The sequence below is a fragment of the uncultured Methylibium sp. genome (assembly GCF_902826655.1).
Lineage (GTDB): Bacteria > Pseudomonadota > Gammaproteobacteria > Burkholderiales > Burkholderiaceae_C > Methylibium.
Genome location: NZ_CADEFR010000002.1, coordinates 63,728 through 77,814 on the forward strand (window position 1 = coordinate 63,728; position 14,087 = coordinate 77,814).

Genomic DNA, 14,087 nt, shown 5'->3' on the forward strand with positions numbered 1-14,087 from the left:
AGCGCGCACCGAGGCTCAGGAACCCGAAGGACGCCCGCTCGCGACGGAGGCTTCACGCACCGACGAGTCGGCGGTAGCCGACGCCGGCAACGTGCTTCGAGATCTGCCTGCCGTTAGAAGTGAGAATCCCGCCACGACGGCGCTGAGCCCGGCGACGCCGAGAACCGCAGCGCAGATCAGCGTCTGGTGCGGGCGCAGCCAGAGCAAGACGCCCCACAGGATCAGCCCTGCACCCGCGGCTGGGCGCCCGGCGCCGAAGAACAGCCAATGCCACCAGCCAGGGTGACGCGCCAGCGCCGCGCCGCTCAGTCCGGCAAGCCAGCCGATGGCCGCTCCGGCAGCGAGGTCGAGCGGCCAGTGCGCTCCCACCGCCACGCGCGACAACGCAATCACCGTGGCCGTCAGCACGCCGCAAGCGATCAGAACCCAGTCGCGACCGCGCTGCGGTCTCCCCACGAAGGTCGCGAGCACGGCAGCGGCGGCGGCGAACGCGCTGATGGTGTGCCCTGACGGAAAGCTGTTGTGGTGCAGGGCCGGACCGATCAGGTTGAACCATGTCTGATCGAGCACGGCCGCGGGTCGTGGCACGCCGGCCCAGTGCTTGACCGAAGTCGACAGCAGCGCGCCCGCCGGCACCGAGGCCAGAACAGCAGCCCAGATGCGGGGCCTGCCGAGCACGAACAAGGCCAGCATGGGCATGAGAACCGTCGAGTCGCCCAACAAGGTGATGGCGGACCACAACGATGGCGGCAGCGCCGCGAAGTTCGCGTTCCACGCGATGAAGACAGCCTGCTGTTCAGGCCAGCTCGCAGTACCTGCGATGCCGCCGCCATGCCATGACACCAGCAGACCGACCAGCACCAAGGTGATGAACGCTGGAGTGGCCCATACCCATGGGCGCCAAGCGCCGCGTTGTAAGCGAGACGCAGGGATTGAATTGCCCGATTCGGGCCGTCGATCTGCCGCCATGAGTGAGCGGCACTGTGTGAGCGTGCGACTTAACCATCACTTAACCCGCACGACCGCAAAGCGAGCGCTTGGCCGCCCGCGGTCCCATCGGCGGGACGACGCTTAAGTCGCAGTTAAGGCGCCCCAGCCGAAGCTTCGCTGACACCTTGAATGCCAGTACTCGCAATGGACCAGATGCCAGAGTCTCGACGTGGGATTCGAGACCAGTCGGCCGGTGGCTCGATGCGCGACTTCGAACCCACCATCTCCTGCGTCCTGCCCTGGCAGGGCTCTGCGGAAGCATTGAGGCACCACGTACTTCCGCTGCTCGATGACGTCAGCGCCCTGGTTCGGCTTTGGGAACTGATCCTGGTGGATGACGGTTGCTCGATGGCCGACGCTACTGCCATGGCCGCGTGGGCCCGGGAGGACGGCATACGTATCGTGCGTCTCAAACGACGCTTCGGGCGCGATGCCGCCATTGCCGCCGGGCTGCGGCTCGCGCACGGCGACTTGGTGGTTGTCCTGCAAGGTGACGACGTGAGGGCATCTGAGCTCATCGCGGGCTTGCTTGTCAGATGGCGGCAAGGTTTCGACGTCGTGCACTCCACGGAGCCGCACGCGCAGCCGACGCAATCGGTCGCGTCGCGATTCGGACGGTGGCTGCGCCCCTCCAGCGTTTCGGGCAACCGACTCGCTGCGATGCGTACTGCGCATCGCGCATTGCTCATCGATCGCAGCGCCGTGCAAGACCTGGCCTTGCCGCAGGCTCGCGCTCCCGGGTCGAGCACACGCCCAACGGATCGCCCCCTGCAGATCGCCACGGTCCCGACGCCGCCCCTGCTGGTCGCCGAGCCATCCGCCAGTGTCCCCGATGGCGGGTTCGGCGCGGCGTTGAAGAAGGCTTTGGGCATCCCGCGCGCGGCGAGTCGTTCGCTCGGCAACTGGCGTTCATCGTCGGCCATCGCTCCGGTGGTCGAGATCCAGTACGAGCTCGGCAGTGGTCTCGCGCCGAGACCACACCCCTCGGCCGCGGAGCCGCATGCCTGAAACCCGGCCTTGGACCGCCCGGCACCCACTGGTGTGCGCGGCTTGCGCCTGCGCGGCGGCGCTGTCGCCGCTGCCGGCCCTCGCCGCATCGGCCGATCCACAAACGGTTGCCGTCGCGCTGCCCACGCTGGCGGAACTGGAAGACGCCGGCACGGTGATTGGCGAGATTCGCGTCGTCACGCACGACATCTTCGATACGGACGACCCCGCCGAGGACAAGCTGCCGTTCCGCGTGGCCAACGCGCTGCACATCCGGACCCGAACCTCCGTGGTGCGGGATGCCTTGCTCTTCAAGAGTGGCGATCGCGTCAGCGTGCGCGCGTTCGACGAAACCGAGCGGGCGCTGCGCAGCACGCGCTACCTCTACGACGTGAAATTCACGGTGCTCGCCGTGCGAGACAACATCGCCGACATCGAGGTCTCGACCCGCGACACCTGGACGCTCGACCCCGGCGGCAGCTTTGGCAGGGCTGGCGGTGCCAACTCGACGCGGGTGGGGATCAAGGAGTACAACCTGCTGGGCACCGGCACCATCGTGAGCCTCGGCCGATCGCGCAACGTCGATCGGTCCGGGACCCAGTTCACGTTCTCGAACGGCAGCGTCTTCGGCAGCCGGACCGCGGTCAACCTCAGCCATGCCGTCAACAGCGACGGTCGCAGCAACGCGGTGTCGGTCGTGCGGCCGTTCTATGCGCTCGACTCGACCTGGGCAGCCGGCGCCATCGCATCGCGCGACGACCGCCTTGACTCGGTCTACGCCGCGGGGGTGCTCGCGAGCCAGTACCGGCACGACTCCCGCCGCGCCGAGGCGTTCGGCGGCTGGTCGGCCGGGCTGGTCGACGGCTGGGTCCGGCGCTGGACCGCGGGCGTCGAGCTCCGGCAGGACCGCTACGCGTCCGAGCCCGGGCTCGCAGCGCCCTCGAGCCTTCCGACCGACGAGAAGCTGGTTGCGCCGTTTGTCGGCTACGAGCTGATCGAGGACCGGTTCGACCGCGAGGTCAATCGCAACCAGATCGGGCGGCCGGAGTTCTTCGCGCTCGGCCTCAAGGCCAGCGTCCGCCTCGGCTGGGCTTCGACCGGTCTGGGTTCCACACGCGACGCCCTGCTCTATGCCGCTTCGGTGAGCCGTGGCTTCGAGCCCGCGTCGGGGCAAATCCTCTTGGGCTCTGCCGATATCGTCGGGCGCTACGCCGAGTCGCAGGTGCAACGCCAACGTCTGGGGCTGCAAGCGCGCTGGTTCGTGCCGCACCACGGGCGATGGGTGTTCTACGCAAGCGCTGCGGGCGACCTGCTGACCCGACCGGCGCCCACGGAAAGCCTGCTGCTCGGCGGCGAGGAGGGTCTTCGGGGCTACCCGCTGCGGTACCAAAGCGGCACACGCCGCGCCCTCTTCACGCTCGAGGAGCGCTACTTCACGGATCTCTTCGTCTGGCGGCTGTTTCGGCTGGGCGGCGCGGCTTTCGTCGATGTCGGCCGGGCCTGGGGCGGTACGGACACGAATGCACTCAACCCCGGTTGGCTGAGCGACGTCGGATTCGGACTGCGGATCGCGAACTCGCGCGCCGCCTTCGGCAACGTGCTGCACATCGACCTCGCGTTCCCGCTCAACGCCACACCCGACATCAAGCGAACCCAGCTGCTGGTCAAGACCAAGTTCAGCTTCTGACGAACGATCGCCTCAAGGCCGAGGGAAGCGGATGCGCACCTCGAGGCCCCGCCCCGAGACCGGAGTGCGCAGCTCGACCGTCGCGCAATGGCGCTCCGCGATCGCCTTGACGATCGCCAAGCCAAGGCCGCTGCCCTCGCGCGACAGGCTCTGTGCCGATTCGCCGCGATGGAAGCGTTCGAACACCCGTTCCCTCTCCGCCTCCGGGATGCCGGGGCCGTCGTCGACCACGCGTATCAGCGGCCGGCCGTCTTCGGTGCACGCCGAGACGTCGACGACACCGCCCGCGGGCGTGTACCGCAGGGCGTTCTCGATCAGGTTCTCGAGCAGCACGCCCAGCTGCGGTTCGTCGCCCACGGCCGGTACGGGTTGCGGCGTGTCCGCACCGAGGTCGAGGCCAGCCTGCTCCGCCTTGACGCTTAGCGCGGCGACCTGCGCGCGCACCAGGGCCGCAAGGTCAAGCGGCGCCAGCTTGGTCGCCTCGCCGTCCGGCTCGGTGCGCGCAACCTGGAGCAACTGCTGAACCAGGCGCTGCGAGCGATCGACGCCGCTGTGGAGTTCGGTCAGCGCGCGCTGCCGCTCTCCATCGTCCGTTGTCCGCTCGAGCAACTGCAACTGCAGACGCAAGGCGGTGATCGGCGTTCGCAACTCGTGGGCGGCGTCGGCGAAGAACCGGCGCTGCGCGGTGAAGGCGACGCCAAGTCGCTGCATCAGCCCGTTGATCGAGTTCACGAGCGGCACGATCTCGGCCGGCGCGTCGTCGGTGGAAATGGCGTCCAGCGACCCAGCGCTGCGGCGTGCGATGTCGCCCGCCGCCGCATCCAGTGGCTCCAGGCCCCGGCGCAGTGCGAATACGAGCAGAACCCCGATCAGCAGAACCAGCCCGATCAGCGGCGGAAACACCTTGCCCGCCGACTCACCGGCCATCTCCTTGCGCGACGCCACCCGCTGCGCGGCCTGCGCCACGCCGGCGGGGCGCACGCTCGAATACACGATCCACTCCTCGCCAGCCACGACGGGGCGCGACAGGCCCTCGGTGGTGGTGAAGGGCAGGTTCACGCGCGGGTCGGACGAGTACACACGCTCGCCTCGCGCCGTCCACGTCAGCGTGACGATCTCGGTGTCTTCGGGCTCGTCGGTCCGCACCGGCAGTTCGAGCGGCGCGTCACCTTCTTCGTGATGACCGGCATGGTGGTAGCTGGCCACCGCCTCGGCCACGTTGCGCAGGTCGCCGTCGAAGACCTCGTTCATCTCCTCGAGCGTGACCAGATAGGTCACGAGCGCCACCAGCAGAGCACCCAGCGACAAGGCACCGAGTATCCAGATCAGCAGCGTACGGCGGATGGATCGCAACGGTTTCGCCCCTGTTTGCCGATCAGACGTCGGCAATGCGATAGCCGACGCCGCGAACGTTCTTGATCAGGCCGCCGCCGAGCTTCTTGCGGAGGTGATGAAGGTGGACCTCGATCGCGTTGCTTCCCACCTCCTGGCCCCAGCCGTACACCGACTCCTCGAGCTTCTCGCGCGACAGCACCGCGCCCGGCCGCTGGAGCAGCGCCTCCAGCACCGCGAACTCCCGGGCGGACAGATCGACCGGCGCTCCATCGCGCGTCACGGTCTTGCGCAGCGGGTCAAGCATCAGGGGGCCGTGGCTCAGCACCGGAGAACCACTGCCCGCATGGCGGCGCAGCAGCGCGCGGACCCGGGCCACCAGTTCGTCCAGATCGAAAGGCTTGAGCAGGTAGTCGTCAGCGCCTGCGTCGAGCCCGCCGATGCGGTCCTTGACCGTGTCGCGTGCCGAAGCGATCAGCACCGGCATCGAGTTGCCCAGCGCGCGCAGGCTGGCCAGGATGGCCATGCCGTCCTTCTTGGGCAGTCCCAGGTCGAGGATCGCCAGGTCGTACACGCCATTGCCCAGGGCCAGTTCGGCGGCGCGTCCGTCGGTCACCCAGTCGACGGCGAATCCGGCCGAACTCAAGCCCTGCCGGACGGCCTTGCCGATCATCGAGTCATCTTCAATCAGGAGAATGCGCATGTCTCAGACACTTCAAGGGCGGCGCAGACGCCGAAACCAGCCACCGACGGCCGACCGCCACCGGTCATCGTAGTCCAGCAGCCGCGTGAACCCGGCCGCAGCCCGGCGCCGCAACCCGTGCGCCGCCAACGCGCCAGCCAGCGCCACCGGCAGCGCCGCGAAAATGTCGTAGGGGAAGTGAACGCCCAGGTAGACCCGGCTCCACCCAACGGTCAGACCGACGGCGAGCAACGGGAATCCCCACGGTGCAAAGCGCCGCGTCAACAACGCGGACAGCGCCAGACTCCAGAAGACGGTCACATGGTCGCTGGGCAGACCCGGATCGTCGGCATGCGCCAGGTACTGCGTGCCGAGGTGCAACGTGAAGGGCCTGGGTTGCGGCCACACCAAGGCAACGATCTGTGCCACAGCCAGTGCGAGCAGCACGGCGAGCAGGATCTCCAGCAGTTCGGCGCGCGCCGAGAGCGAACCGCACACCCACGCCCAAGCCATGACCACGGGCACGGCCACGATCAGCCACTTTGCCAGCAGCACGGCGAGCAGAAGTTGGGTCGGCGCCAGACCAGGCCCGGCGTTGAGCAGTTCGAACAGGTGAGTGTTGTCCATGGACCGGCACGCCGCAGGCGTGCGAGCGGTTTGCGACCGGGAGCGGCACACGGGATGCTTTCGGCATCGGACTTAACTCGCACTTAAGCCGGCGCACCCCGTGGTTTGACCGCAACGGCTGGGACCATCGTTCCGACTTGCACGCGAGCGCCGATGAGTTTTCCAGCGCCGCATGAGCGCATGGCGGGATCCACAGGTCGACCGACGAGACCACTGCACAGGCCGGAAGCATGAGCGGCCGGACGACCGAAACGCGGCGCTGCAGAACGCGCAAGATAGCCAGTCACGAAGCCTCGGCGGTGTTCCGACGAAACATGACAGGCCTGTCATGTTCCCGACAGACTTCTGTTGATTGCGGCTCCGTAGATTGCGGCCGGTCTCCAAACCCGACGCGGGTTCGGCACCGTCGCGTGTCGGCGCCCCGTCCTGCCGGACCGATCACCATGCAATCCACTGCCCTCATTCTGACCCTTGCCCTGCCCCTGACGCTGGGTACCTACGCGCACGCAGCGCCTGCGGCGTCGGACGCGCCGTTCACCGGCGTCTCGATGAACGTCGCCAAACGGCTCGACGCCCGCACGCCTTTCAACACCCTGACGCAGCCGACGACGCTGTCGGGGGTGCCGATGGCGACGGCAACACGTCACGGCATTTCGACGCGGTCCGACCCGACAGCAGCGCCCGATCGCGCGTTGTCCGGCATCCCGATGGCGTTCGCCAAGCGCCTGTGAACCACGGCCGCTCCTCCGCCTGACCGGCTTCGGAGCGCTCGGCTCAACCAAGCTCGAAGCAGCAGTTCATGCTGAATCGAAAAATGTCGCGGTTTGCCCGGCCAGTACCTGGGGCCGGGCCCGACACTGCCAGTCTAGAATCTGAATCATGCGTCGTTGGGTGTTCGCATTTCTGTTGTTCGTCGTGCCGTTCCAGATGGTCTGGGGCGCGGCGGCACCGTATTGCGCGCACGAAACCGGTGCCTCGACCAAGAAGCACTTCGGCCACCATGAACACAAGCATCAGGCCGATGGCGAGATCGCATCGGCCGCCCAAGATGCTGACGACACTGCGGGCGCATATCACACGGACTGCGAAACCTGCCATCTGGGCTGTTCCGCCTTCATGCCTGCTGCAACCTCCGCTGTCGACGCTCTGCCCCACGGCGACGCCATGAGGCAGCCGGAACCTCGTTACGACTCCCACATTCCGGCCAGCCCCCTGCGCCCGGATCGAGCCCACTCCACCCCCGCCGCGCGATCCGGCGGCGACGTGGTGATGGTCTCGCTCGCGGACTGACTGACGACACCTCCACATCGCCGGCGAATCGCTTCTGTCGTGAGACCAGAAGGATGATTCGATGCGATTCCCACTCCTGGCGCTGGCCTTCGTGCTGGCTGCCTCGACCGTTCCCGCGAGTGCGCAGACCGCGGGCTCGGGCCCGCTGACACTTGCCGAGGCGCTGCGGCTGGCCGAAACCGCCAGTCCTGCCGTACGTGCGCGCGAGGCTCAGTTGGCGGCCGCCGAAGGCAGCCGCCGCGAAGCCGCGTCACTGCTCTTCAACAATCCCGAACTCAGCGTCGAGCGCACGCGACGCAGCGCCGCGACTCCCGATGGCAATGCCCGCGAGTGGGGCCTGGGCATCGCGCAGCCGATCGAGATCGGGGGCCAACAGGCGCGCCGCCGCGAGGCCGCGTCCGCATCGCTGGAGGCCTTGCGCGCTGAGATCGAGGATGCACGGCGCCAGGCACGCGCCGAAGCGTCCCTGCGATTCCACGCGGTGCTTGCCGCGCAGCGGCGGGTGCGGCTCGAACAACGTTCGGTCGAGCTGTTCGACGGCACCGCGCAGGCGGTCGCCAAGCGGCGCAGCGCCGGCGAGGACACGCGTCTGGATGCCAACGTCGCCCTGATCGAGGCCGAACGCGCCCGCAACGCGCTGGCGGTGTCGCAGGAGCATCTGCAGGACGCAAAGGCCGAACTTGCCACCGCCCTGCAGTTGCCGCCGTCCGCCGTGCCGGAGGTGATCGGTGACCTCGGCGTGCCGAATGGCGCGCCCCTGCCCTACGGCCTCGATCAACTGCTGGCATCGGCGCAGGCCTTGCCCAGGCAGCGCGCGCTGGCGGCACGCGAAGACGCCGCCCGGGCCCGGGTCGGCGTCGAACGGGCCAGCCGCTACCCGGACGTGACGGTCGGGCTGAACGTCGGCCGCGAGGGTCCGGCCGACGGCCGCGAGCGCGTCACGACGCTGACGCTTTCCGTGCCGCTGCCGCTGTTCAAGCGCAACGACGCGGCCATCGGCCAAGCCATGAGCGATGCGACGCAGGCAGAGATCGAGCGTGCCGCCGCGACGCGCGACGGCCAAGCCCAGGTGCGCCGCCTCTGGAGCCGCCTGGACAGCCAGCGCGAGCGTGTGGCGCGCCTGCAGCGCGCGATCGTCGCCGCCTCGGCTGACAACCAGCAGCTCGCCGCGAAGTCGCGGCAGGCCGGCCAGATCGGCCTGCTCGACCAGCTGCTCGTCAATCGCCAGGCGCTCGACGCCGAACGCGATCTGAACGACGCGCTGGCCGAATTCCACACCACCCGAATCGAACTCGAAAACGCGGCCGGCTGGTCGCAGGAAGGAAGTGCACGATGATCACGCTGCAAGACGACGCGGGGCGTCCGAAGCGCCTGGCTGGGCTGGCGACGAACGTCGCCCTGGCGCTGGCCGTCGCTCTCTCGCTCGCCGCCTGCGGCAAGGGCGGAGCCAAGGACGAACATGCCGCCGAAGGCGACAAACATGCCGAGCATGCCGGCGAAAAGAAGGACGAGCACAAGGAAGGCGCCGAGGAACTGACCCTCACCGCCGAGGAGGCGGAACGCGCGGGTGTGAAGGTCGAGGCGATCAAGGCCGAAGCGCTCGGCGAGACCATCCAGGTGACCGCGACGATCCGGCCCGACCAGGACCGTCTGGCCCGCGTCGCGCCGCGCATCGAAGGCCGCATCACCTCGGCCCCAGCGAAGCTCGGTGACCGCGTGCGCGCCGGGCAGACGCTGGCCACGCTCGACAGCGTCGATGTCGCCGAGGCGCACGCCACCTGGGTTCAGTCCCAGGCCGAGCTGCGCATCGCCGAGGCCGATTTCAAGCGCGCCGAGTCGCTGAATGCCGAGGAGATCATCCCGCGCAAGGACTTCCTGCGCGCCCAGGCCGACCGCGACAAGGCGGCCGCCGCCGTGCGCAACGCCGCAGACCGGCTGCGTCTGCTCGGCGGCGCGCAAGCGGCCAGCGGCAGCGGCGTCGCCGGCTTCGCCGTCACGGCGCCGTTTGCCGGCACCGTGATCGAGAAGAAGGTGACGCTGGGCGAACTGGGCAGCCCGAGCGAGGCGATGTTCGCCATCGCCGACCTGAGCCGCGTGTGGATCCAGGCCGACCTGCCCGAGGCCGCGCTGGCCAAGGTCCGGCTGGGGGCCAACGCCAAGGTGACGGTGCCGGCCTACCCCGGCGAGACCTTCAGCGGGCGTGTCGGCCACATCGGCGCGATGCTCGACAAGGACACCCGCACGATCGCGGCTCGCATCGAGGTCGCCAATGCGGATGGCCGCCTGAAGCCCGAGATGTTCGCCACCGCGACCATCGAGGCCGGTGGCGACAAGCGCGATGTCATCAGCTTGCCGGATGCGGCCATCGTGCTGCTGGAGGGCCAGCCCACCGTTTTCGTCTATGAGCAGGGGGCGTACGAGGCGCGCCAGGTCGAGCCGGGCGAGCGTGTAGGTGGCCGCACGTTGCTCAAGTCAGGCATCAAGGCAGGCGACCAGGTCGTCACCTCCGGGGCCTACGCGCTCAAGGCACGCAAGCTGAAATCCCAGCTCGGCCACGGGCATTGAGAAGGACCACGGACCATGCTCAATGCAATCGTTGATGCCAGCCTGCGCTACAAAGTGCTGGTGCTGGTGGCCTTCGCCGTGCTGATCGGTCTCGGGGCCATGGCCTACCGGCAGGTGCCGGTGGACGCCTTCCCCGACGTGACGCCGGCCCAGGTGAACATCTATACCGAGTCCCCCGGCGTCGCCGCCGAGGACATCGAAAAGCTGCTCACCGTTCCGATCGAAGCCGCGATGGCAGGCCTGGCGGACGTGGAAGTCGTCCGCTCGGTGTCGCTGTTCGGCCTGTCCTACGTCGGCGTGTACTTCAAGGACAACGTCGACATCTACTTCGCGCGCCGGCTGGTGGGCGAGAAGCTGCAGGAGGTGAAGGGCCGTTTGCCCGCGGGCTATGGCGAGCCGGAACTCGGCCCCAACAGCTCGGGCCTGGGCCAGGTGTTCTGGTACACGATCGAGGACGCCGACAAGAAGCTCAGCGCGATGGACCTGCGCACGCTGCAGGACTGGACCGTGCGGCTGATCCTTCGCACGGCGGCGGGCGTCGACGACGTGACGACCTGGGGCGGACTGGAGAAGCAGTACCAGGTGCAGATCGACCCTCGGCGCCTGGTCAAGTACGGGCTGTCCTTCAAGGAGGTGATGGAGCGGCTGGCCGCCAACAACAAGCAGGTCGGCGGCCAGTTCCTCAACATCGGCGTCGAGCAGTACCTGGTGCGCGGTCTGGGCCTGGTCAGCAACGCGGCCGACATCGGCACCATCGTCGTGGCCGAGCGCAACGGCGCGCCGATCTACGTGCGCGACATCGCCGACGTGAAGGAGGCGCCGGCCGTGCGCTTCGGCGCCGTCACGCGCAACGGTCAGGAGACGGTGCTTGGCATCGCGCTGGCGCGCATCAACGAAAACGCCGCGACGGTGGTCAAGGCGGTCAAGGACAAGCTGGCCATCGCGCAGGCCGCGCTGCCCAAGGGCATCGAGCTGAAGGCGGTCTACGACCGCACCGAGATCGTCGACAAGGCGCTGGCGACCTCGACCAACGCGCTGATCGAAGGCTCGATCCTGGTCGCGGTGATCCTGTTCCTCTTTCTCGGCGAGTTCCGCTCCGCGATCGTCGTGATCGTCACGCTGCCGCTGGCGATGCTGTTCGCCTTCATCTGCATGCAGCGCGTGGGCATGTCGGCCAACCTGATGTCTCTCGCCGGTCTGGCCATCGGCATCGGGATGATGGTCGACGGCGCGGTGGTGATGGTCGAAAACGCCTTCCGCCTGCTGTCGCACGCACGCGAGTCGGGCCGGCCGATCAACCGCACGCACGTGGTGCTCGAAGCGGCGCGCGAGGTGGCGAACCCGATCGCCTTCGCGATCATGATCATCATCGTCGTGTTCCTGCCGCTGTTCTCGCTGACGGGGCTGGAAGGCAAGCTGTTCAAGCCGATGGCCCTGACCATCACCTTCGCGATGGCCGGCTCGCTGCTGCTGTCGCTGACCCTGGTGCCGGTGCTGGCGGCGCTGATCCTCAAGCCCAAGGAGGAGAAGGACACCTGGCTTGTACGCGGCGCGAAGAGGCTGTACCTGCCGATGCTGGACTGGGCGCTCGACCGCAAGAAAACGGTGATCGGCGCGGCGGTCGCGCTGCTGGTCGGCGCGCTTGCCCTCTTCCCGCTGCTCGGCAAGGAGTTCATGCCGACGCTGCAGGAGGACGCGATCATGTTCCGCGTCGTTGGCATCCCTTCGACCTCGCTGGACGAATCGATCCGCGTGGCGAACGTGATGGATGCCGCCCTGCGCAAGAAGTACCCGCAGGTGAACTCGGTGCTGGCCACCATCGGCCGCGCCGAGAAAGGCGAGACCGCCGACGTGAACTACATGGAAGTCCTGCTCGACATGAAGCCCAAGGACGAGTGGCCGACGAAACAGTCGTATGCCGCGCTCGGACGGGAGATGCAGGAGTTCCTCGAAGGCGAGGTACAGACCGCGGTGTTCGGCGCCACCCAGCCGATCCAGATGCGCGTGGAGGAACTGATCTCCGGCGTTCGAGCGACGCTGGCGCTGAAGGTCTACGGCGAGGACCTGGACAAGCTCGAGGAACTGTCCGCGCAGCTCAAGGGCGTGGTCGGCGCCGTGCCCGGCGTGGCGGACCTGTCGGCCGAGGCCAACAAGGGCAAGCCGCAGATGGTCATCAAGGTGGACCGCCAGGCGGCGGCCCGCTACGGCCTGAACGCCGACGACATCCTCGCCATCGTGCAGGCCGGCATCGGCGGCGAATCGGTCTCGACGCTGATCGAAGGTACGCGCCGCTTCGAGATCGCGGTGCGGCTGCCCGAGGAGTTCCGCAACAGCCCGTCGGCCATCGCGGCGATCCCGATCCGCACCTCCGAAGGCGCGATCGTGCCGTTTGCCCAGGTCGCGAAGATCGAGCTCGCCGAGGGCTACACCTTCGTGCGGCGCGAAGCGCTGCAGCGCTACGCCGTGCTGCAGATGGACGTGCAGGGCCGCGACGTGGACAGCTTCGTCAAGGACGCCAATGCCGCGATCCAGGCGAAGGTGAAGATGCCCACCGGCTACTGGGTGGAATGGGGTGGTGCCTTCGAGAACCAGCAGCGCGCGATGGAGCGCCTGGGTGTGATCGTGCCGCTGACCATCGGCCTGATCTTCATCCTGCTGTACACCGCGTTCAACTCGGTGCGCCATGCCACGCTGATCATCGCCAACGTGCCGTTCGCGATCATCGGCGGCATCGTCGGGCTGTTCATCACCGGGCAGTATCTGTCGGTGCCGTCGGCGATCGGCTTCATCGCGGTGTTCGGTGTGGCCATGCTCAACGGCATCGTGCTGGTCTCGTTCCTCAACGACCAGCGCAAGCACGGCCTGTCGATCCGCGACGCCGTGCGCCAGGGCGCCGCGCTGCGCCTGCGGCCGGTGCTGATGACGGCGTCGGTGGCGATCCTCGGCCTCGTGCCGATGCTCCTGTCCTCCGGCGTCGGCGCCGAGACCCAGCGCCCGCTGGCCACCGTGGTGATCGGCGGCCTGATCACCTCGACGCTGCTGACGCTGCTGCTGCTGCCGCTGATCTACGAATGGTCGGAGTCACGCGCGGACGCAAAGCAACGCGTGCGTGATGCAGCCGAGAACGCAGAGCAGGATCGACCCGTCGCCGCACAACAACCGAACGAGGAAGCGCCATGAAGGAGATCAAGGCCTATGTGCACGGCAGCCGCATCGCTGACGTGATCGCAGCACTCAAGAGCAGCCCCGCATGGGGTGGCGAGCATGGTGGCCGCCGCCATAACCTGGCCGTCTATGTCGTCAAGGGCTCGCTGCTGCCCCAAGACAGCGACGAGAAACGCTACTCGATGGCCCTCGGCGACGAAGTCGTCAACGAATACAAGCTGGAACTGCTGTGCGAGGACAGCGAGGTCGAAACCCTCTCGGCCGCGCTCATGACCGCAGCCCGGACCGGCCAGTCCGTCGCGGGCTGGATCACCGTCATCGACGTGGTCAGCGCGACGCCCATTCACTGACGCCCACTGCTCATTCAACCCACCAAGGAAGCACCATGAAGCACCTCTTCACGACCCTCCTGTTCGCCGCCGCCGCTGCTGGGCCCGCCTTCGCCGCCGAAGACCACAAGCCCAAGCATGGCGGCGTCGTCGTCGAAACCAAGGCCGGTGACATGGAACTCGTCGCCAAGCCCGAGCTGATCGTCATCCACGTCAGCGACCACGGCAAGGCGATGAAGCTGAGCAGTGCCACCGGCAAGGTCACGGTGTTCAACGGCAACGACAAGACCGAAGCGCCGCTGGCCCTGGCCGGCGACAAGCTCGAAGCCAAGGGCAGCTTCAAGGTCGGCGCCGGCACCAAGGTGCTCGCCGATGTGGCACTGAACGGCAAGCCGGCCGTCGCGGCGCGGTTCACGCTGAAGTAGGCCACCTC

At 68.0% G+C, this 14,087-nt stretch carries 13 protein-coding genes; 9 read left to right on the forward strand and 4 right to left on the reverse strand.

Going from position 1 to position 14,087, the window contains the following annotated elements; translation table 11 throughout:
- Positions 1 to 15: 15 nt before the first annotated feature.
- Positions 16 to 861, reverse strand: a complete 846-nt coding sequence (locus tag QZV97_RS01355; protein WP_295637129.1) for a phosphatase PAP2 family protein — start codon at positions 859 to 861, stop codon at positions 16 to 18.
- Positions 862 to 1,191: 330 nt separating this feature from the next.
- On the opposite strand from QZV97_RS01355, the gene QZV97_RS01360 reads away from it, so the two are divergent.
- Both QZV97_RS01360 and QZV97_RS01365 read left to right on the forward strand, forming a co-directional pair.
- The gene (locus QZV97_RS01360; RefSeq protein WP_295637132.1) at positions 1,192 to 1,998 is read left to right on the forward strand and encodes a glycosyltransferase; all 807 of its coding nucleotides are present in this window, start codon (positions 1,192 to 1,194) and stop codon (positions 1,996 to 1,998) included.
- Positions 1,991 to 3,664, forward strand: coding sequence for a BamA/TamA family outer membrane protein (locus QZV97_RS01365; RefSeq protein ID WP_295637136.1), 1,674 nt, complete (start codon positions 1,991 to 1,993; stop codon positions 3,662 to 3,664). Before QZV97_RS01360 ends, QZV97_RS01365 begins: the two co-directional genes overlap by 8 nt.
- Positions 3,665 to 3,676: 12 nt before the next feature.
- Here the strand turns inward: QZV97_RS01365 and QZV97_RS01370 are convergent, their stop codons facing one another.
- The 3 genes from QZV97_RS01370 to QZV97_RS01380 are packed head-to-tail and all read right to left on the reverse strand — an operon-like array spanning position 3,677 to position 6,305.
- Positions 3,677 to 5,017 (reverse strand): ATP-binding protein, encoded by a 1,341-nt coding sequence (locus QZV97_RS01370; protein WP_295637138.1) that lies wholly within the window; start codon positions 5,015 to 5,017, stop codon positions 3,677 to 3,679.
- A 22-nt stretch (positions 5,018 to 5,039) separates the two neighbouring features.
- The gene (locus tag QZV97_RS01375; protein ID WP_295637142.1) at positions 5,040 to 5,699 is read right to left on the reverse strand and encodes a response regulator transcription factor; all 660 of its coding nucleotides are present in this window, start codon (positions 5,697 to 5,699) and stop codon (positions 5,040 to 5,042) included.
- 12 nt (positions 5,700 to 5,711) lie between these two features.
- Positions 5,712 to 6,305, reverse strand: coding sequence for a phosphatase PAP2 family protein (locus tag QZV97_RS01380; protein WP_295637145.1), 594 nt, complete (start codon positions 6,303 to 6,305; stop codon positions 5,712 to 5,714).
- Between the two features lie 443 nt (positions 6,306 to 6,748).
- Between QZV97_RS01380 and QZV97_RS01385 the strand changes: the two genes are divergently transcribed.
- The 7 genes from QZV97_RS01385 (at position 6,749) to QZV97_RS01415 (ending at position 14,079) form a co-directional block, all read left to right on the forward strand.
- A complete protein-coding gene (locus tag QZV97_RS01385) occupies positions 6,749 to 7,036 on the forward strand; it encodes a hypothetical protein (RefSeq protein ID WP_295637148.1) in 288 nt (95 codons plus the stop codon).
- Positions 7,037 to 7,184: 148 nt separating this feature from the next.
- Positions 7,185 to 7,595 carry a hypothetical protein gene (locus tag QZV97_RS01390; RefSeq protein ID WP_295637151.1) on the forward strand — a complete coding sequence of 137 codons (411 nt, stop codon included), beginning with the start codon at positions 7,185 to 7,187 and terminating at the stop codon, positions 7,593 to 7,595.
- A gap of 91 nt (positions 7,596 to 7,686) precedes the next feature.
- A complete protein-coding gene (locus QZV97_RS01395) occupies positions 7,687 to 8,931 on the forward strand; it encodes a TolC family protein (RefSeq protein WP_295637154.1) in 1,245 nt (414 codons plus the stop codon).
- Positions 8,928 to 10,160 carry an efflux RND transporter periplasmic adaptor subunit gene (locus QZV97_RS01400; RefSeq protein WP_295637157.1) on the forward strand — a complete coding sequence of 411 codons (1,233 nt, stop codon included), beginning with the start codon at positions 8,928 to 8,930 and terminating at the stop codon, positions 10,158 to 10,160. Before QZV97_RS01395 ends, QZV97_RS01400 begins: the two co-directional genes overlap by 4 nt.
- Positions 10,161 to 10,175: 15 nt before the next feature.
- A complete protein-coding gene (locus QZV97_RS01405) occupies positions 10,176 to 13,340 on the forward strand; it encodes a CusA/CzcA family heavy metal efflux RND transporter (RefSeq protein WP_295637159.1) in 3,165 nt (1,054 codons plus the stop codon).
- The gene (locus tag QZV97_RS01410; protein WP_295637162.1) at positions 13,337 to 13,675 is read left to right on the forward strand and encodes a P-II family nitrogen regulator; all 339 of its coding nucleotides are present in this window, start codon (positions 13,337 to 13,339) and stop codon (positions 13,673 to 13,675) included. The genes QZV97_RS01405 and QZV97_RS01410 overlap by 4 nt, the downstream gene beginning before the upstream one ends.
- 35 nt (positions 13,676 to 13,710) lie before the next feature.
- A complete protein-coding gene (locus QZV97_RS01415) occupies positions 13,711 to 14,079 on the forward strand; it encodes a hypothetical protein (protein ID WP_295637165.1) in 369 nt (122 codons plus the stop codon).
- The last annotated feature ends 8 nt before the right edge of the window (positions 14,080 to 14,087 follow it).